Raw genomic sequence first — 18,574 nt, forward strand, 5'->3', positions numbered from 1 at the left:
ATTTTATGAATATCCTAATATGCAAATAACGTTTAATTATCGCCATTAGCTTATAACCATAAAGAATTTTACAGCAGAAAATTTAACGCATACGGTCATAAGCCCGCCGATCTGCACACACAACTCAGGGCGGGACGACGGCACCCCCGGGTGCTCCCTGGATTTTCTGCGATGAGTGCCTGATGAGCCTGTCTTCTATTGCCGCGCCGTACCGTTCGATCGAGTCGGCCCCTGCCCTGGCCGACCTGGACCCACTGCTGTTTACCCTGACCCGCGAGCTGGCCGCCAGCGCCGCCGAGGTGGACCGCAGCGGTGCCTTCCCCGCCGCCAACTTTGCCCTGCTGCAACGCCATGGCCTGCTCGCGCTCACCGTGCCGCGCGAGCTGGGGGGTGCCGGTGCCGACCTCGCCACCGCGCGCAAGGTGGTGGCCGCCGTGGCCAAGGGCGAGCCCTCCACCGCACTGATTCTGGTCATGCAGTACCTGCAGCACGTGCGCCTGCAGGACGACCAGCGCTGGCCGGTGTCGCTGCGCCAGCGCCTGGCCCGCGAAGCGGTGGAGCACGGCGCGCTGATCAATGCCTTCAGGGTCGAACCCGAGCTGGGCACCCCGGCCCGTGGCGGCCTGCCCGCGACCCTCGCGCGGCGTACCGCCGAAGGCTGGCGCCTGTCCGGCACCAAGCTCTACTCCACCGGCAGCCACGGCCTGAGCTGGTACCTGGTGTGGGCGCGCAGCGACGATGCCGACCCGCTGGTGGGCGGCTTTCTGGTGCACAAGGACAGCCCCGGCATCCGCATCGTCGATGAGTGGGATCACCTGGGCATGCGTGCCACCTGCAGCCACCGCGTCGAGTTCGACGATGTGCTGCTGCCGCTGGAGCATGCCGTGGCCGTCAGCCCGGCCAGCGCACCGCGCGCCGAGCTCGATGGCGAAGCTCAGCTGTGGATGGCGGTGCTGCTGGCCAGCCTCTACGACGGCGTGGCCCAGGCCGCACGCGACTGGCTGGTGAGCTTCCTGCGCGAGCGGGTGCCGTCCAACCTCGGCCAGCCGCTGGCCAGCCTGCCGCGCTTTCAGGAGCGGGTCGGTCGCATCGATACCCTGCTGTTCGCCAACCGCAACCTGCTCGACTCCGCGGCCAGCGGCCAGGTCACCGCGCAGCACGCCGGGCAGCTCAAGCAACTGGTCACGCACAACGCCATCCAGGCCGTGGAGCTGGCCATCGAGGCCAGCGGCAACCCAGGGCTTTCGCGGCACAACCCGCTGGAGCGGCACTACCGCAACGTGCTGTGCAGCCGCATCCACACCCCGCAGGATGACGTGGTGTTCCACAGTGCCGGGCGCTCGGCGCTGAGCCAGGAAGCGCCGTGACCCTCGCCCCCGGTTGACAGCGGCCGACCGGCCACGCACCGCCGCCCACCAAATCGGCCTATGCTCAAACAGGCCTGCCGGCGGAGGTGCACATGTGCGGACGACTGAGCCAGTACCACGGCATCCACGAGTTCGTGGACGCCCTGAGCATGCCCAACCCACTGGTCAACCGCGTGGGCGATGCGCCGCTTGGGCACTACAACGTGGCCCCCACCACCCAGCTGGCGGTACTCGGCCTGCAGCATGACACCCTGCACGCCGACCTGCTGCGCTGGGGCTGGCGGCCACACTGGGCGCAGGACAAGCCGGCACCGATCAATGCCCGCGTCGAGAAGGTGGCCCACGGCCCGTTCTTTCGCGCCACCTGGCCGCACCGGCTGATCGTGCCGGTCGATAACTGGTTCGAATGGGTCGATGAGGGCGGGCCTAAGAAGCAGCCCTACCTGATCCGCCGCCGCGATGGACGCCCTGCCCTGTGCGCGGCCATCGGCCAGCTGGGCGACCCACCCGGCGAACAGGACGGCTGCGTGATCATCACGGCCGACAGCCAGGGCGGCCTGCTGGATGTGCATGACCGGCGCCCGGTGGTGCTGGCTGCAGATGCGGCACGCCACTGGCTGGACCCCGCCACCTCCAAGGCATACGCCGAACAGCTGCTGCTGGACCTCGCCGAGCCCGCCCAGGAGTTCGAGTGGTACCCCGTGGACAGCGCCGTGGGCAACAGCCGCAACCAGGGCCCGGCCCTGGTGCAGCGCCGGCACCCCTGAACGGCGCCTACTCGCCCAGGTACGCCTTCTGCACCTGCTCGTTGTGCAGCAGGTCGCTGGCCTGGCCTTCCAGCGCGATGCGCCCGCCATCGATCACATAGGCGCGCTGGCAGGTCTGCAAGGCAAGCCTGGCGTTCTGCTCCACCAGCAGCAAGGTCACGCCGCCCTTGACCACCTCGACGATGGTTTCGAAGATCTTCTGCACGATGATCGGCGCCAGGCCCATCGACGGCTCGTCGAGCAACAGCAGCTTGGGCCTGCCCATCAATGCCCGGGAAATCGCCAGCATCTGCTGCTCGCCGCCCGACATGGTGCCGGCCAGCTGAAAGGCGCGCTCCTTGAGCCGCGGGAAGATGCCGAACATGCGTTCGATATCTGCCTGGATCGCGTCCTTGCCGTCGGTTCGCGAGAACGCGCCCATCTCCAGGTTCTCGTACACCGTCAGCTTGGGGAAGATCCCGCGGCCTTCCGGCACCAGCGCCAGGCCCTGGCGGATCAGGTCGTAGCTCTTGATCGCCGCATGCGCCTTGCCATCGAAGGTGATCTGCCCGGCCACCGGGCTGAGCAGGCCGGCCAGGGTCTTGAGGGTGGTGGTCTTGCCGGCGCCGTTGGCGCCGATCAGCGCGACCATTTCGCCCTCGCGGATGTGCAGGTCGATGCCCTTGATCGCCTGGATGGCCCCGTAGGACACCTGCAGGTCGCGTACTTCAAGAATGTTCTTCATGTTCAGGCCACCGCCTCCGAACCCAGATAGGCCTCGATTACCCGAGGGTCCCTTTGCACATCGGCCGGCAGGCCATCGGCGATCTTCCTGCCGAATTCCAGCACGGTGACGTGATCGCACAAGCCCATCACCAGCTTCACGTCATGCTCGATCAGCAGCACCGTCTTGCCGTCGGCCTTCATCTTGCACATCAGCTGGCGCAGGCCTTCGGTCTCGGAGGCGTTCATGCCGGCCGCCGGTTCGTCCAGGGCAATCAGCAAGGGTTCGGTGGCCAGCGAGCGGGCAATTTCCAGACGCCGCTGGTCGCCGTAGGACAGGTTCTTGGCCAGCTCCCCGGCCAGGTGCGCGATGCCCACGTAGGCCAGCCAGTGCCGCGCAGCCTGGCGAATCTCGCGCTCTTCGCGCACGCAGGCCGGGGTGCGGAACACGGCCCCGAACACCCCGCAGCGGGTGCGTACATGGCGACCGATCATCACGTTTTCCAGCGCGGTCATGTTGTGGAACAGCCGGATGTTCTGAAAGGTGCGCGAGATACCCGCCTCCACCACCTTGTGCGGCTTGCTGATGTTCAGCGGCTTGCCGTCGAACTCGACCTTGCCCTCTTCGGCCCGGTACAGCCCGGTAAGCACGTTGAACAGGGTGGTCTTGCCCGCGCCGTTGGGGCCCAGCAGGCCGCGGATCTCGCCGCGCCGGATCGACAGGTCGATGCCGTGCAGGGCCTGCAGGCCGCCAAAGAACTTGCTGACCGAACGCAGCTCCAGTAATACGTCGCTCATACCTTGTCCGCCTGTTGGGCCGGGTGATCGAAGGCCGGCGTGCTCGCGGGCACCGTGGTGCTCAGCGCGGTCGCCGCCGGGGTGGGCTCGGGGTCGCCGTCATGCAGCTCGGCGCGGCGTCGGTTGGACGGCCACAGGCCCTCGGGCCGGTAGCGCATCACCAGAATCAGCGCCAGGCCGAACACCAGCATGCGCAGGGTCGAGGCATCCAGCACGTTGCGCAGCACCTCGCGGCTGACGAAGGTCACGTTGTCCATCACGAACGGCTGTATCCAGTTGACCAGGTCGCGGAACACCTCGGGCATCACCGACAGGATCAACGCCCCCAGCACCACGCCGCGAATCGAGCCCATGCCGCCGAGCACCACCATCGCCAGCACCATGATCGACTCCATCAGGGTGAATGACTCGGGGCTGACGAAGCCCTGGTAGCTGGAAAACAGCACCCCGGACACCCCGCCAAAGGTCGCGCCCATGGCAAATGCCAGCAGCTTGAGGTTGCGCTTGTTCAGGCCCATGGCTTCGGCCGCCACTTCGTCCTCGCGCAGGGCCATCCAGGCCCGCCCGATGCGCGAGACTTCGAGGCGCTTGGACAGCACGATGGCGAAGATCACCACCACCAGGAAGAACAGGTAGTAGCTGATCACCGGGGTGACCTTGAGCCCGAACAGGCTCCATGAGGTCTGCAGCGACAGCAGCGCCTCGGGCGCCTGCCCTGCGGCATGCGACCAGGCCCCGCCGTCGATGTGCAAGGGTGCGATGTTGCTGATGCCCTGCGGCCCGTTGGTGATGTTCACCGGCTGGTCGAGGTTGTTCATGAAGATGCGGATGATCTCGCCAAAGCCCAGGGTCACGATGGCCAGGTAGTCGCCGCGCAGCTTGAGCACCGGGGCGCCGATCAGCACCCCGCAGATGGCCGCGGCAATCGCTGCCAGCGGGATGATCACCCACAGCGGCCAGTTCAGCACGCCGTCCACCAGCCCGGCCATGTTCAGGTGCGGCGAGGCCAGCAAGGCGTACAGGTAGGCGCCGATGGCATAGAAGCCGATGTAGCCCATGTCGAGCAGGCCGGCGTAGCCGATCACGATGTTCAGGCCCAGTGCCAGCAGCACGTAGAGCATGGCAAAGCCGAGGATGCGTACCCAGGTGGGCCCCAGGAACGGAATGCTGTCGACGACGAAGGGCAAGGCCACGAACGCCAGGATCAGCAGCAGGTACTGTGCGGTTTGGTTTTTCATGTGCGTTGCCTCCTAGGCCCGGTCGGCCTGGCGTTCGCCCATCAGGCCGTTGGGTCGGAACAGCAGCACCAGAATGAGCACGGCGAACGCGAAGATGTCCTGGTAGTTGGCACCCAGGAAGCCCCCGGTGAGGTGGCCGGTGTAGCCGGCGGCCAGCGACTCGATCAGGCCCAGCAGCAGCCCGCCGGCCATGGCCCCGAACAGTTTGCCGATACCGCCCAGCACCGCCGCCGAGAAGGCCTTGAGCCCCAGCAGCAGGCCCATGTAGGCGTCGGCCTGGCCGTAGTTGACCGCGCGCATCACCCCGGCGATGGCGCCAAGCCCGGCACCGATCAGGAAGGTCGCGGAAATCACCCGGTTGATGTTGATGCCCATCAGCCCGGCCACTTCCTGGTTCTGCGCGGTGGCGCGCATGGCCTTGCCCAGGCGGGTCTTGTCGACCAGCAGCCACAGCCCCAGCATGATCACCACCGAAATGATCATGATGCTCATCTGCACGTTGGTGACGGTGGCGCCGAACACCTCGATCGGGCGGGTTTCGACCACTTCGGGGAAGGTCTTGTAGCCACGCCCCCAGATCATCATCGCCAGGTTCTGCAAGGCGATCGAGATGCCGATCGCGAGGATCAGCGGGGTCAGGCGCGGGGCCTTGCGCAAGGGCCGGTAGGCGAACTTCTCCATGCCCTGGGCCATCAGCATGCACACCGCCGCCGCCACCATGATCGCCAGCAGCAGGGTCAGGATGCCGGGCGCAAAGCCCATGCCCGCGAGCATGCTCAGCACCGAGATGGTCACCATGGCGCCCACCATCACCACCTCGCCGTGGGCGAAGTTGATCAGGCCGATGATGCCGTAGACCATGGTGTAGCCCAGGGCTACCAGGGCATAGATGCTGCCCAGCACCAGGCCGTTGAGGACCTGCTGCAACAAGATATCGAAATTGCCTTCCACGAGCTGAATCCTCAAAACTGCGTTGTCGCTCACCGCGTGCGCTGGCAACAGCGACGCGGCGGCATGCCTGGCAGGTCAGAAATGAACGCTTCTTATTGTTGCGAGCCGGGCGGCCCGCTTGTTATTCGAGGTAGAGCAACGGCTCAGTCGCGCTCGACCGAGAGGGTTTTCCAGCCGCCGTCGGCAAACTGGAACACCGTGGCGGCCGGGCTTTTCAGGTTGCCGAATTCATCGAATGCGATGGTGCCGGTGACGCCCTCGTAGCTTTCGCTCTTGAGTACCGGCAGGTACACGGCAGGGTCGGCCGACTGCGCCTTGACCATGGCGGTGATCGCCGCCCAGGTGGCGTCGTACGCCGCAGGCGAGGACTGCACCACGCCCGTGCCGAACTTGGCCTTGAGCTTCTGCTCGAACGCCGCGCCCTTGGGCATCTCCAGCAACGGGGTGCCGTAGTTCCAGGCGTACACGCCCTCGGCGGCGCTGCCGGCCATCTTCTTGAACTCGTCGTTGGGCAGGTTGCCGATGTTCATGAACCTGGCCTTCAGGCCCAGGTTCTTCATCTGCTTGGCCATGGGGGCGGCCTGGTAGTCGAGGGCGGCGAAGAACACCGCATCGACCTTCTGCGACTTGGCGGTGGTGAGGATGGCATTGAAGTCGGTGGACTTGTCGTTGGTGTATTCGCGTACCACCACGTTGCCACCGGCGGCCTTGACCGCCTTGGTCACTTCGTCGGCCAGGCCCTGGCCGTAGGCGGTGCGGTCGTCGAAGATCGCGATGCGCTGGGCCTGCAGGGTCTTGACCAGGTAGTTGCCGGCATAGCGGCCGAGGGTGGCGTCGTCGTTGACCACGCGAAACACGGTCTTGATGCCCTGGCGGGTCAGCGCCGGGTTGGTCGCCGACGGCGAGATCTGCGGGATGCCGGCATCGGCGTAGATCTTCGAGGCCGGGATGCTGGTGCCCGAGTTGTAATGCCCGATCACCACCGCCACCTTCGAATCCACCAGGCGTTGCGCCACGGCGGTACCGGTACGCGGGTCGGCCACATCGTCCTCGGACACCAGCTTGAACTGGGCCACCTTGTCGCCCAGCTTCAACTGCTGCTGGTTGGCCTCTTCGATGGCGATGCTCACGCCATGTTCCACATCCAGCCCCTGGTGTGCAGAGGGCCCGGTCAGCGGGCCGGCAAAGCCGATCCGTACCAGCTGGGTGTCCGCCGCGTTCGCCGTGCCAGCCCCCATCAGTGTTGCCATCAGTGCAGCAAGGGCGGTCAAACCCCGGTTGTTCTTATTCATTCTCAGCTCCCAGTAATCATTGGACGAACTGCACACGCCTGGCCAACCTCGCCGGCGCACTTGTAAGATAACAGTCAGCAGGCAACTGTCAATGGGTGTATGCTTGAGGAAAATGAAAATGCTGACAAAAGCCACGCACGCCTTGATCCATGCACCTTAACGAGGCATGGGATTGCAGTAGAATCAGGCGCTTGCACCATAACAAGTCAGTTGTTTGATAACATATGGCTACATTTTCGCCGCTACTTCGGGTTTTTAGCGGGTCGGGTGATTTCGACGCAGATCGCGTTTGACGGATGCGCCAACCTGTTCAACCATTCAATCCATCGTGATGAGCACATCAGTTTCAGGAGCTACACAACTATGAATGCGTCGTTTGGAACGCGCAGGGCCAATCTGGCGGAGACAGTGATCCACGAGCTGTCCAACCGGATCGACAATGGCACATACGGGCCGGGGCAGAAGCTTCCGTCCGAACAGGAGCTGTGCAAGGAATTCGGCGTCAGCCGTCCTGTGATTCGCGAGGCCGTGGCCTCGTTGCGTCTGGGCGGCCGGCTGATCGCCCGCCAGGGTGTAGGCGTATTCGTGGTCGAGCAGGACGTCAAGCGCCTGGGCTTTGCCCTGAGCACCGCAGTCGATGACGTGCGCGCCGCCGCCCACGTGCTGGAACTGCGCCTGGGCATCGAGACCGAGTCGGTCGCGCGTGCCGCCGAGCGCCGCAGCCCCACCAGCGTGGCGCAGATCACCGAGGCCTTCGACCGCTTCAACGCGCTGGACGGCTCCAACCTCGAGGAAGAGGCCCGTGCCGACTTCGAGTTCCACCTGGCGATTGCCCGCGCCACCAACAACCCGCACTTCCCGCAGCTGCTCGAAGCCCTGGGCCCGGACATCATCTTCGACCTCAACCTCAAGCACGGCCAGTCCACCGGCAAGAACCGCCTGGCGCACATCAAGAAGATCGGCCGCGAACACGGCGCGATTCTCTCGGCCATCAGCATGGGCGACGTCAACGCCGCCCGTTCGGCGGTGCGCAAGCACCTGGAAGAAAGCCTGTCGCGTTACCAGCGCCTGGTCGACAGCGGCGACTGAGCGGCGCTGTCGCCCTGCCCTCGCGGGTCAGCCCAGGCCCAGGCACACGTACTTGATCTCGAGGTAATCCTCGATCCCGTAGCGCGAGCCTTCGCGCCCCAGCCCCGATGACTTCACACCGCCAAACGGTGCGACCTCGGTGGCCAGCACGCCGACATTGACGCCGACCATGCCGTACTCCAGGGCCTCCGAGACCCGCCAGATCCGCCCCACATCCCGTGCATACAGGTAGCAGGCCAGGCCGAACTCGGTGGCATTGGCCTGGGCGATGACCTGTTCTTCGCTATGAAAGCGAAACAGCGGCGCCACCGGCCCGAAAATCTCCTCGCGGGCCACGCGCATGTCCGGTGTCACCTCGGCCAGCACGGTGGGCTGGTAGAACGCCTCGCCAAGGGGGTGGCGCCGGCCACCGGCGACCAGTCGCGCACCGCCCTCCAGTGCGTCGCTCACCATCGCCTCGACCCCGGCCACGGCCTTGGCATCGATCAGCGGGCCGACGGTGGTACCGGCCTGGCTGCCCTCGCCCACCACCAGCTCGCCGACCCGCTGGGCAAAACGCTCGACAAAGCGCTCGTAGATGCCGTCCTGGATGTAGAAGCGATTGGCGCACACGCAGGTCTGCCCGCTGTTGCGGAACTTGGCCACCAGTGCGCCCTCCACCGCCGCTTCAAGGTCCGCGTCGTCGAACACGATGAAGGGCGCGTTGCCGCCCAGCTCCAGGGTCACCTTCTTCACCGTGGCCGCGCTTTGCTGCAGCAACTGGATGCCGATGGGCGTGGAGCCGGTGAACGACAGCTTGCGCACCACCGGGTTGGCGGTCAGTTCGCCACCGATGGCGGCCGAGTCGCCGGTCACCACGTTGAGCACGCCACGCGGTATGCCCGCGCGTTCGGCCAGCACGCACAGCGCCAGGGCGCTGAACGGGGTCTGCGAGGCGGGCTTGAGCACCAGCGTGCACCCGGCCGCCAGGGCCGGGGCGGCCTTGCGCGTGATCATCGCCGCCGGGAAGTTCCACGGCGTGATCGCCGCGCACACGCCAATCGGCTCCTTGGTCACCAGCAGGCGCCGGTCGGCCTGCGGCGAGGGGATCACGTCGCCATACAGGCGCTTGCCCTCCTCGGCATAGAACTCCACATAGGCTGCGGCGAAGGCGATCTCGCCACGGGCCTCGGCCAGGGGCTTGCCCTGCTCGGCGGTCATGATGCGCGCCAGGTCTTCCTGGTGCAGGAGAATTTCGCGAAACCACGCCTGCAAGCGGCTGGCGCGTTCCCTGGCGGTGAGGGCGCGCCAGGCCGGCAGCGCCGCCTGGGCGGCGAGCACGGCGCGGCGGGTTTCGTCGGCGCCCATGCGCGGCACGCCACCCAGGCGCTGGCCGGTGGCCGGGTTGGTCACGTCAATGCTGCGGGCGCTGTCGGCGCCCACCCAGGTTCCATCGATATAGCAACGTTCACGCAGCAGATCAGGATCGGCAAGGTTCATGCTGATGGGCTCGCAGGGGAATGAAGGAAACGGCGGGAGGCAGACCCTGCCCCCGCCTGGAGGGTCAACGCGACGCCAGGGCCTTTTCGCGGATCTGGCTGAGGGTCATGCGCGGGGTCAGCGCCTCGGGGTCGATCTGCACCTCGATCAGCGCCGGCTTGCCCGATGCCTCGCAACGCTCGAACGCACCCGCGAACTGCTCGGTGGCGCTCACCGTTTCGGCATGCAGGCCATAGGCCCGTGCCAGCGCGGCGAAGTCGGGGTTGTGCAGGTCGGTACCCGACACCCGCCCCGGGTAGCTGCGCTCCTGGTGCATGCGGATGGTGCCGTACATGCCGTTGTTCACCACCACCACGATGACCCGTGCGTCATAGTGCGCGGCAGTGGCCAGCTCCTGGCCGTTCATCAGAAAGCAGCCATCACCGGCGAACGCCACCACGCTGCGCTGCGGCGCGGTGAGCTTGGCCGCAATCGCCGCCGGCACGCCATAGCCCATCGAGCCGTTGGTGGGCCCCAGCAAGGTGCGAAACGCCTGGTGCTGGTAGCCGCGGTGCACCCAGCCGGTGTAGTTGCCGGCACCGCAGGTGATGATGCTGTCGGCGGCCAGGTGCTGGTTGAGCCAGGCGATCACCTCGCTCATCTGCACCGCGCCGGGCGAACGCGGGCATTCGAAGTTGGCCCGGTAGCCGCTGTTCAGGCGCTGTACCCACTCGGCGAATGCCTGCGGCTTGACCGGCGCCAGCGCCGCCAGTTGCGCGGCGATGGTCGGCATGCCGGCGTTGATCGCCAGGGTCGGCTGGTACACCCGGCCCAGTTCCTCGATTCCGGGGTGAATGTGCACCAGCGCCTGCCTGGGCACCGGAATGTCCACCAGGGCATAGCCGCCGGTGCTCATCTCGCCCAGGCGTGCACCGATCACCAGCAGCAGGTCACTGCTTTTCACCGCCTCCACCAGCTCGGGGCCAGCGGCAAGGCCCAGGTCGCCGGCGTACTGGGGCAAGGTGTTGTCGAACAGGTCCTGGCAGCGGAACGAAGCCGCCACAGGCAGGTTCTGGGCCTGGATGAAGCGCCGCGCATCGGCCACCGCCGCGGCGGTCCAGCCGCCACCACCCAGCACCACCAACGGGCGCTGTGCCTCGCCCAGCAGAGCCTGCAGGCGCTGCAGGTCGGCAGGTGCAGCCGCCGCTTCGATCCGCCGGGCCGGGCCGGCATCGGCCACTGCCACCCGATCCGTCAGCATGTCTTCGGGCAGGGCCACCACCACCGGGCCGGGGCGGCCGTTGGTGGCGCGGTGGAACGCCTGGCTGAGCAGCTCGGGCAGGCGCGCGGCATCGTCGACCTCCACCACCCACTTGGCCATCTGGCCGAACATGCGGCGGTAGTCGATCTCCTGGAAGGCTTCGCGCTCCACCTGGTCGCGGGCCACCTGGCCGATGAACAGGATCATCGGCGTGGAGTCCTGGAAGGCGGTGTGCACGCCGACCGAGGCATTGGTCGCCCCCGGCCCGCGAGTGACGAAGCAGATACCCGGCTTGCCGGTGAGCTTGCCGTAGGCTTCGGCCATGTAGGCGGCGCCGCCCTCCTGGCGGCACACGATCAGCTCGATGTCGTCCCTGGCATCGTGCAAGGCATCGAGCACCGCCAGGTAGCTCTCGCCGGGCACGCAGAACGCGCGTTCCACGCCATTGATGCGCAAGGCATCGACCAGCACCTGCCCGCCCGTGCGCAGCCCGTTGTTGTCAGTGTTCATCTTGTTGTTCTCCATCAGGCGGCGCGGTCAGATGACCGAGTCTTCCAGGAAAGGACGGTTCTCGATCACCCGTTGATAACTCAGGGCACTCAGGTCCAGGGTGCGGTAGCCCCCGTAGATGATCAGCTCGCTCAGGCCGCGGCCGATGGCCGGTGCCTGCTGCAGGCCGTGGCCACTGAAACCGTTGCAGAACAGGAAGTTGCGCACCTGGTCATGGGGGCCGACGATGGCGTTGTGGTCGAGCACGCAGAAGTCGTAGTGCCCGGCCCAGGAGTTGACCACCTTGATCGCCTCGAACGCCGGCACACGCTCGGCCAGCACCGGCCACACCTCTTCCTCGAATTCGTCGTGCATCACGTCGAAGTCGCTGAAATCCACCTCCGGGTCGTGGCGTGGGTAGGTGCCGCCCAGGTACAGGTGGCCTTCGGGGCGGAAGAACACCCCGGTGGGGTCGATGGTCAGCGGCACGGTGCCGGGCAGCGGCGTATGGCAGTCGAACACGAACAGCGAACGGCGCCGCGCCTCCACCGGAATGTCCAGCCCGGCCAGGCGCGCCACCTGGCGTCCACGGGTGCCGGCGGTGTTGACCAGCTGGCCACAGCCGATCAACTGGCCATCGCCCAGGCGCACACCGGTGATCACATCACCCTCGCGCAGCACCTGGACCACTTCGTTCTCGACATACTCCACGCCCAGGCTGCGGGCCTTTCTGCGAAAGCCGTTCATGATCCCGTAGTTGTCGAACCAGCCCTCGTCCCTCTCGCCATAGGTGCCGCCGGCCAGGCTGTCGGGGTTGACCCACGGGAAGCGGCGGATCAGCGCCTCGGTGTCCAGCAACGTGACGTCGGCGCCGTTGTCCAGCTGGGTCTGGTGCAGACGCTTGAGCACGTCGAAGCCCTTCTGGTCGGCCAGGAACAGGTAGCCGTTCTCCTTGAAGGCCAGGTCGGGCCTGTCGCCATTGACCGCCATCAGTTCGGGGAAGTCGCGGATGAACTGCGCGCCAAAGCGCGAGATCTGGATGTTGATCGGGTTGGAGAACTGCACCCGGATAGAGCTGCTGGACAACGCCGTGGCCGATTGGGCATAGGTCCAGTCGCGCTCCACCACCAGCACCGAGCCGGTGAAGTCCGGGTTGCTGGCCAGAAAGTACGCGGTGGCGCTGCCATTCACCGCACCGCCGACGATCACCACATCGTAATACTGCTTTGTTGCTGTCGAAGCCATGGCTGGGGTCTCTTCAAAAGTGCTCGGAAAAGGTCATTTCGGGTCTTCGAAGTGGCCGGCGCCGGCGAAGTTGCCGCCGTGGTAGCGCGCTGCCGGCTCGTTCGGGTCCAGCGGCGGGTGCTCGGCCAGGACCTTCTCGCGGTAGTCGTCGGCGCTGTCCCTGGGCACGTAGCCGAGGGAGGACGCCAGGCGGTTGTCCCACAGGGTTTCGCGGTTGTCGGACATGCCGTACACGATCATGTGGCCGACCCGTGGCGCCAGCAGCGAGCGCTCGCACAGCTGCGCGAAGTCGTCGAACGACAGCCAGGTGGCGAGCATGCGCCGGTCCAGCGGCTCGGGGAACGAGGAGCCGATGCGCAGGTTCACCGACTCGATGGCGAACTTGTCCCAGTAGTAGCGGCCCAGGTCCTCGGCAAAGCACTTGCTCACCCCGTACAGGCTGTCGGGGCGGTGCGCTGCGCTGGCGTCGATGGTTTCGGTGCGGTCATAGAAGCCGATGGCGTGGTTGGAGCTGGTGTAGATCACGCGCTTGACGCCATGCTGGCGCGCCGCTTCATAGATGTTGTAGGTGCCCACGATGTTGCCGTTGAGGATCGCCGCGAAGGTGTCCTCCACCGGCACGCCGCCGGCATGGATGATGGCATCCACGCCCTCGGCCAGCGGCAGCACATCGGCCAGGTTGCCCAGGTCGCAGCGCACCAGTTCTTCGTGCGGCGCGGCGCTGCCCATGTCGGCGATATCGGTCAGGCGCAGCTCGTCGGCAAAGGCCTGCATGTGCTTGCGCAACACGCTGCCCAGGCGGCCGGCTGCACCGGTGATCAACAAACGTTTGAACGGCTTGCTCATGCTTGAAACCTCGTGAAAGTCGGTTTGTCGTTACTAGGCCAGCGCCGCGAACGCATCGCGCAGCTGCCCCAGGGCCTGCTCCAGCTCCTGGCGCGAGGTGGCGAACGACAGGCGAATGTAGGGTTCGAGGCCAAAGGCCGAGCCCGGCACCGTGGCCACCTTGCCCACCCGCAGCAGGTAGCTGGCAAGGTCGGCGTCGGTTTCGATCACCTGCCCGTCCGGCGTGCGCCTGCCGATGAACGCGGCGCACTGCGGGAAGGCATAGAACGCGCCCTCGGGCATCTGCAGGCTCAGCCCCTCGATGGCCGCCAGGCCCTCGACCACCAGCGCCCCTCGGGCCTGGTACTCGCGATTGGCCTGGCGCACGAAATCCTGCGGGCCGTTGAGCGCCGCAGCAGCCGCCAGTTGCGAAATGGTCGACGGGCAGGTGGTGGTCTGCGACTGGGTCTTGTTCATTGCCACGATCAGCTCGCGTGGCCCGGCCGCATAGCCCAGGCGGTAGCCGGTCATGGCGTAGGCCTTGGACACGCCGTTGATCAGCAAGGTGCGCTCGCGCAGGTGCGGGCAGGCGCTGACGAACGACACGAACGGCTGCCTGCCCAGCACGATGTGCTCGTAGATCTCGTCGGAGATCACCAGCACCCGGGGGTGGCGCTCCAGCACGGCGCCCAGGGCCGCGAACTCTTCACGGCTGTAGATCGCCCCGCAGGGGTTGTTCGGCGAGTTCAGCATCAGCCAGCGGGTACGCGGGGTGATGGCGGCCTCAAGGCGCGCGGCATCCAGCTTGAAGCCGTGTTCGGCGCCGCACGGCACCACCTTCGGCACGCCGCCGTTGAGCATCGCCATGTCGGTGTACGACACCCAGTACGGCGCTGGCGTGAGCACTTCATCGCCCTGCTCCAGGGTGGCGAGAAACGCATTGAACAGCAGCTGCTTGGCGCCATTGCCCACGCAGATTTCGTCCAGTGCGTAGCGCAGGCCGTTTTCCCGCTCGAACTTGTCGACGATGGCCTGGCGCAGCACCTCCAGGCCATTGGGCGCGGTGTAGTGGTTGTTGCCCTCGAGCATCGCCTGGTGCGCGGCCTCGATCACGTGGGCCGGGGTGTTGAAGTCCGGTTCGCCCAGGCTCAGGTTGATCACCGGCTCGCCCTTGGCCAGCATCTGCTTGGCCAGCACCGATACCGCCATGCTCGGCGAGCTTTTCACCGCCCGCACACGGGCACTCTGAAAGTCCATGGGTCAGCCCTCCTGGCCGGGTTCGAAGGCGTAGTCGTCGCGTGCCTGGCTGGCACTGATGTAGCCAAAGCGCAGGTCGCGCGCCACCTCGTGGCGTGGCCGCTGGCGCGGGTCGCCGTAACCGCCGCCACCCGGCAGGCGCAGCACCAGGCGCCGATCGGCCGGCACGAACTGCTGGCCCTTGCCGCGCAGCAGGGTGCCGTCGTCCAGGCCCACGTAGCCCTGGGCCCCCTCCTTGCCCCCCTCAAGCCCACGCGCCGGGTACTGGATGCGGTCGAACATGGCGCTGAAGCGGAAGCTGTAGCCTTCGGCGGCCGACACCTCGATTTCCTGGCCCAGGCCGCCGCGCAGCAGGCCGGCACCGCCAGAGCCTTCGCGCAGTTCCTTGCGCCACACCACCACCGGGCCGGCCTGTTCGGTGGCTTCCACCGGCATGGTGTGCACGCCGCTGGGGAACGCGGTGGCGCTCAGGCCGTCCATGCCGGAGCGCGCGCCCATGCCGCCGCTGTTGAACATCAGCATCTCGGCGTTGCGCCCGGTCGGGTTGCTGTCCAGCGGACGCACGCTCAGGTGCAGGTTCCACAATGCGCTGGCGCCCTCGGCCGGCACCTGGCCGGGCAGGCACTTGTGCAGCGCACCCAGCACCAGGTCGGGCACGAAGTGGCCCAGTACATGGCGTACCGATACCGGCGCCGGGTGCTTGGCATTGAGAATGCAGCCCTCGGGCGCAGTGACCGCAAAAGGCTCCAGCGAGGCGCTGTTGTTGGGGATCTCCGGCGCCACGATGCACTTGAGCCCGTAGCAGGCATAGGCCTTGGCGTAGCCCAGCGGCACGTTGATGCCGAACTGGCTCATGCCCGAGGTACCGCTGAAGTCGGTGAGAATGCCGTCCGGGCCCACCGTCAGGGTCACCGCCAGCGTCACCGGCACGTCGTAGCCGTCCAGGGTCATGCTGTTGTGGTAGGTGCCATGGGGCAGCGACTTGAAGCATTCCAGGGTGGCGCGGCGACTGTGCTCCAGGATGAACCCGCCGATGTGCTCCAGGTCGTCCAGGGCAAACTCGTCGAGCATGCTCAGCAGGCGCTTGTGCCCGGTCTCGTTGCAGGCCGACAGTGCGTAGAAGTCGCCGACCACGCGGTCGTTCTCGCGCACGTTGTTGCGCAGGATGTTGATCAGGTCGCGGTTCACCTGGCCGCGTTCGAACAGCTTCATGATCGGGATGAACAGGCCTTCCTCGTACACCTCGCGGGCATCCGGGCCGAAACCGCGCCCGCCGATGTCCACCACGTGGGCGGTACTGGCGAAGTAGCCGATCAGCCGGCCCTTGTAGAAAGAGGGCGAGACGATGGTGATGTCGTGCAGGTGCCCGGTGCCCTTCCACGGGTCGTTGGTGACGTACACGTCGCCTTCGAAGATGTTGTCCGGGCCGATGTCGTTGATGAAGTGCACCACCGCCTCGGCCATGGTGTTGACGTGGCCGGGGGTGCCGGTAACGGCCTGGGCCAGCATGTTGCCGGCGCGGTCGAACACCCCGGCCGAGAGGTCGCCGGCTTCGCGCACGCTGGTGGAGAACGCGGTGCGAATCAGGGTCAGGGCCTGTTCTTCGACCACCGACACCAGGCGGTTCCACATCACCTGCATTTGAATATCGATCATTGTTTCGCTCATGGGTTATCGCCTTCCAAACGAATGCGGCTTAGCGCCGGACGACCAGCAGGCAGCCGTCGGGCTGGACCGTGGCGGTGAACGAGGACGACACGAAGGTCGAGGTTTCGCGCTCGGCGATGATCGCCGGGCCATCGATGCGCGCACCGGCCTGCAGCGCTTCGCGCTGGTAGATGCCGGCATCGACGAAACCGCCGGCGACCACGTCGAACACCTGGCGACGCGCCACTTCGTGGGCGCGGTGCGAGGCCTTGACCTGGCTGGCCAGCGCCACGGGCGGCAAGGGCGAACTGGCCTTGACCGACCAGCTGACGATCTCCACGTCCGGGCCTTCGATCGGGCGGCCGAAGAACACCGTGTAGGCCGCCTCGAACAGCGTCTTGAACTGCGCCGTGTCGCTGTTGCTGAAAGCCTTGAACGGCAGGCTCACGGGGATCTCCCAGCCCTGGCCGACGTAGCGCATGAACGCGGTGCACTCCATCTCCGGCTCGCCCTCGGGCATGCCCTGGCGCAGGAAGCCCAGGGCCTCGGCCTTCATGTCGTCGATCAGTGCATTGACCTGCCCCGCCTCGAACTCGGCCAGGCGCACGAAGGCGCTGCGTACCGCTTCATAGCCGAACGGCGCACGCAGAAAACCGATGGCCGACCCTACCCCGGCGCCGGCCGGCACCAGAAAGCGCGACACACCCATCTTTTCGCACAGACGCGCAGCGTGCAGCGGGCCACCGCCACCAAAGGTGATCATGGTGTAGTCGGCAATGTCCTTGCCGCTCTCCACCGCGTGCACCCGGCCGGCGTTGGCCATGTTCTCGTCGACCACTTCGCAGATGCCGAAGGCGGCGGTGCACGGGTCCATGCCCAGCGGCTGGCCGATCACCCGGTCCACCGCGCTGGCGGCGTTGTCGACCGACAGGCGCAGCGCGCCGCCGGCGAAATTGTCGGCATCCAGGCGGCCCAGCAGCAGGTTGGCATCGGTGATGGTCGGCTCAAGGCCACCGCGGTCATAGCAGGCCGGGCCCGGCTCGGACGCCGCGCTGTGCGGGCCCACACGAATCTGGCGCATGCTGTCGATGCTGGCGATGGAACCGCCGCCGGCGCCGATCTCGACCATCTCCACCACCGGGATGGAAATCGGCATGCCGCTGCCCTTCTTGAAGCGGTAGGTGCGCGCCACTTCGAAGGTCTTGGCGGTCTTGGGCACCTGGTTCTCGATCAGGCAGATCTTGGCCGTGGTGCCGCCCATGTCGAACGACACCACCGCGTCGAGCGCGTATTTGCGTGCAATGTCGGCGGCGAAGATCGCCCCGCCCGCCGGGCCCGACTCCACCAGGCGCACCGGAAACTCGGCGGCGCTCTGCACCGAGATGATGCCGCCGCCGGAATGGATCATGAACACCGGGCAATCGGCGCCGGCGGCCTTGAGGGTGACCACCAGGCGGTCCAGGTACGACTTGATCAGGGGTTTGACGTAGGCGTTGGCGCACACGGTGTTGAAGCGTTCGAACTCGCGCATCTGCGGCGAGACTTCGCTGGAGATCGAAATCGACAGGTGTGGCAGGCGCGCCTGCAGGGCGTCGCGCAACAGGCGCTCGTGGGCACCATTGATGTAGCTGTGGATCAGGCCGATGGCCACGCTCTGGTAGTCGCCCTCGCCGATGCGCTGCACCAGCGCGTCGATATCGGCCTGTTGCGGGGCGATCAGCACGTTGCCGCGTACGTCCAGGCGCTCGCGCAGGGTGTAGCGGTGCTCGCGCTCGATCAGCGGCGGTGGCAGCGCAATGTTGATGTCGTACTGCTCGAAGCGGTTTTCGGTGCGCATCTCCAGCGTGTCGCGAAAACCTTCGGTGGTGATGAACGCAGTGCGCGCGCCGCGGCGCTCGATCAGGGCGTTGGTGGCCAGGGTGGTGCCGTGGATCAGCTGCTCGATATCCGACAGCTTCAGGCCTGCCGCGTCGACGACCGCCTGCACACCCGTGAGGATCGCACGCTCGGGCAATGCGTAGTCCGTCAGAATCTTGGTCGAGTGCAACACCCCGCCGACATCCAGCGCGATATCCGTAAAGGTCCCACCTATGTCCACGCCGACTCGGCATGCTGTAGCAGTCATCGTCGTTCCCCTGAATTCTTGTGCTTGTCACACCCGACTGGTTGGCGGGCTTAATGTAAGTTA

At 66.4% G+C, this 18,574-nt stretch carries 15 protein-coding genes; 3 read left to right on the plus strand and 12 right to left on the minus strand.

The genetic code is table 11. From position 1 onward, the window contains the following. Positions 1 to 182 precede the first annotated feature (182 nt). Both V9K84_RS10035 and V9K84_RS10040 read left to right on the plus strand, forming a co-directional pair. The gene (locus tag V9K84_RS10035; protein WP_054914345.1) at positions 183 to 1,367 is read left to right on the plus strand and encodes an acyl-CoA dehydrogenase family protein; all 1,185 of its coding nucleotides are present in this window, start codon (positions 183 to 185) and stop codon (positions 1,365 to 1,367) included. A 92-nt stretch (positions 1,368 to 1,459) separates the two neighbouring features. After that, positions 1,460 to 2,134 (plus strand): SOS response-associated peptidase family protein, encoded by a 675-nt coding sequence (locus V9K84_RS10040; RefSeq protein WP_088514429.1) that lies wholly within the window; start codon positions 1,460 to 1,462, stop codon positions 2,132 to 2,134. Positions 2,135 to 2,141: 7 nt separating this feature from the next. On the opposite strand, the gene V9K84_RS10045 is transcribed toward V9K84_RS10040, so the two are convergent. The 5 genes from V9K84_RS10045 to V9K84_RS10065 form a co-directional block, all read right to left on the minus strand. After that, a complete protein-coding gene (locus tag V9K84_RS10045) occupies positions 2,142 to 2,858 on the minus strand; it encodes an ABC transporter ATP-binding protein (RefSeq protein WP_088514428.1) in 717 nt (238 codons plus the stop codon). Between the two features lie 2 nt (positions 2,859 to 2,860). After that, positions 2,861 to 3,634, minus strand: a complete 774-nt coding sequence (locus tag V9K84_RS10050) for an ABC transporter ATP-binding protein (protein WP_043864044.1) — start codon at positions 3,632 to 3,634, stop codon at positions 2,861 to 2,863. Continuing rightward, positions 3,631 to 4,872, minus strand: a complete 1,242-nt coding sequence (locus V9K84_RS10055) for an ABC transporter ATP-binding protein (RefSeq protein ID WP_043864045.1) — start codon at positions 4,870 to 4,872, stop codon at positions 3,631 to 3,633. Before V9K84_RS10055 ends, V9K84_RS10050 begins: the two co-directional genes overlap by 4 nt. A 12-nt stretch (positions 4,873 to 4,884) precedes the next feature. Beyond that, positions 4,885 to 5,823, minus strand: coding sequence for a branched-chain amino acid ABC transporter permease (locus V9K84_RS10060; RefSeq protein ID WP_088514427.1), 939 nt, complete (start codon positions 5,821 to 5,823; stop codon positions 4,885 to 4,887). Between the two features lie 143 nt (positions 5,824 to 5,966). Further along, positions 5,967 to 7,115, minus strand: coding sequence for a branched-chain amino acid ABC transporter substrate-binding protein (locus tag V9K84_RS10065; protein WP_078481146.1), 1,149 nt, complete (start codon positions 7,113 to 7,115; stop codon positions 5,967 to 5,969). A 363-nt stretch (positions 7,116 to 7,478) separates the two neighbouring features. Between V9K84_RS10065 and V9K84_RS10070 the strand changes: the two genes are divergently transcribed. After that, complete coding sequence (locus V9K84_RS10070) at positions 7,479 to 8,204, plus strand: FadR/GntR family transcriptional regulator (protein ID WP_043864047.1); 726 nt, start codon at positions 7,479 to 7,481, stop codon at positions 8,202 to 8,204. A gap of 27 nt (positions 8,205 to 8,231) precedes the next feature. Here the strand turns inward: V9K84_RS10070 and V9K84_RS10075 are convergent, their stop codons facing one another. From V9K84_RS10075 to V9K84_RS10105, 7 genes are all read right to left on the minus strand, one after another. Then, positions 8,232 to 9,683, minus strand: a complete 1,452-nt coding sequence (locus V9K84_RS10075; RefSeq protein WP_088514426.1) for an NAD-dependent succinate-semialdehyde dehydrogenase — start codon at positions 9,681 to 9,683, stop codon at positions 8,232 to 8,234. A gap of 64 nt (positions 9,684 to 9,747) precedes the next feature. Then, on the minus strand, positions 9,748 to 11,433 hold the full coding sequence (locus V9K84_RS10080; protein ID WP_088514458.1) for a thiamine pyrophosphate-binding protein: 1,686 nt from the start codon (positions 11,431 to 11,433) through the stop codon (positions 9,748 to 9,750). Positions 11,434 to 11,460: 27 nt separating this feature from the next. Continuing rightward, the gene (locus V9K84_RS10085) at positions 11,461 to 12,657 is read right to left on the minus strand and encodes an FAD-dependent oxidoreductase (protein ID WP_088514425.1); all 1,197 of its coding nucleotides are present in this window, start codon (positions 12,655 to 12,657) and stop codon (positions 11,461 to 11,463) included. Between the two features lie 33 nt (positions 12,658 to 12,690). Further along, positions 12,691 to 13,503: an NAD(P)-dependent oxidoreductase gene (locus tag V9K84_RS10090; protein WP_088514424.1), complete on the minus strand. Its 813-nt coding sequence runs from the start codon at positions 13,501 to 13,503 to the stop codon at positions 12,691 to 12,693. A 33-nt stretch (positions 13,504 to 13,536) separates the two neighbouring features. After that, positions 13,537 to 14,739: an aminotransferase class I/II-fold pyridoxal phosphate-dependent enzyme gene (locus V9K84_RS10095; RefSeq protein ID WP_043864052.1), complete on the minus strand. Its 1,203-nt coding sequence runs from the start codon at positions 14,737 to 14,739 to the stop codon at positions 13,537 to 13,539. A 3-nt stretch (positions 14,740 to 14,742) separates the two neighbouring features. Continuing rightward, entirely contained in the window at positions 14,743 to 16,395 is a 1,653-nt protein-coding gene (locus tag V9K84_RS10100; protein ID WP_236171901.1) for a hydantoinase B/oxoprolinase family protein, read from the minus strand. A 40-nt stretch (positions 16,396 to 16,435) separates the two neighbouring features. Then, on the minus strand, positions 16,436 to 18,511 hold the full coding sequence (locus V9K84_RS10105; RefSeq protein WP_088514423.1) for a hydantoinase/oxoprolinase family protein: 2,076 nt from the start codon (positions 18,509 to 18,511) through the stop codon (positions 16,436 to 16,438). Positions 18,512 to 18,574 lie beyond the last annotated feature (63 nt).

It is taken from the genome of Pseudomonas sp. AE27, from assembly GCF_037113495.1.
In the GTDB taxonomy this organism is placed as follows: Bacteria; Pseudomonadota; Gammaproteobacteria; order Pseudomonadales; family Pseudomonadaceae; genus Aquipseudomonas; species Aquipseudomonas palmensis.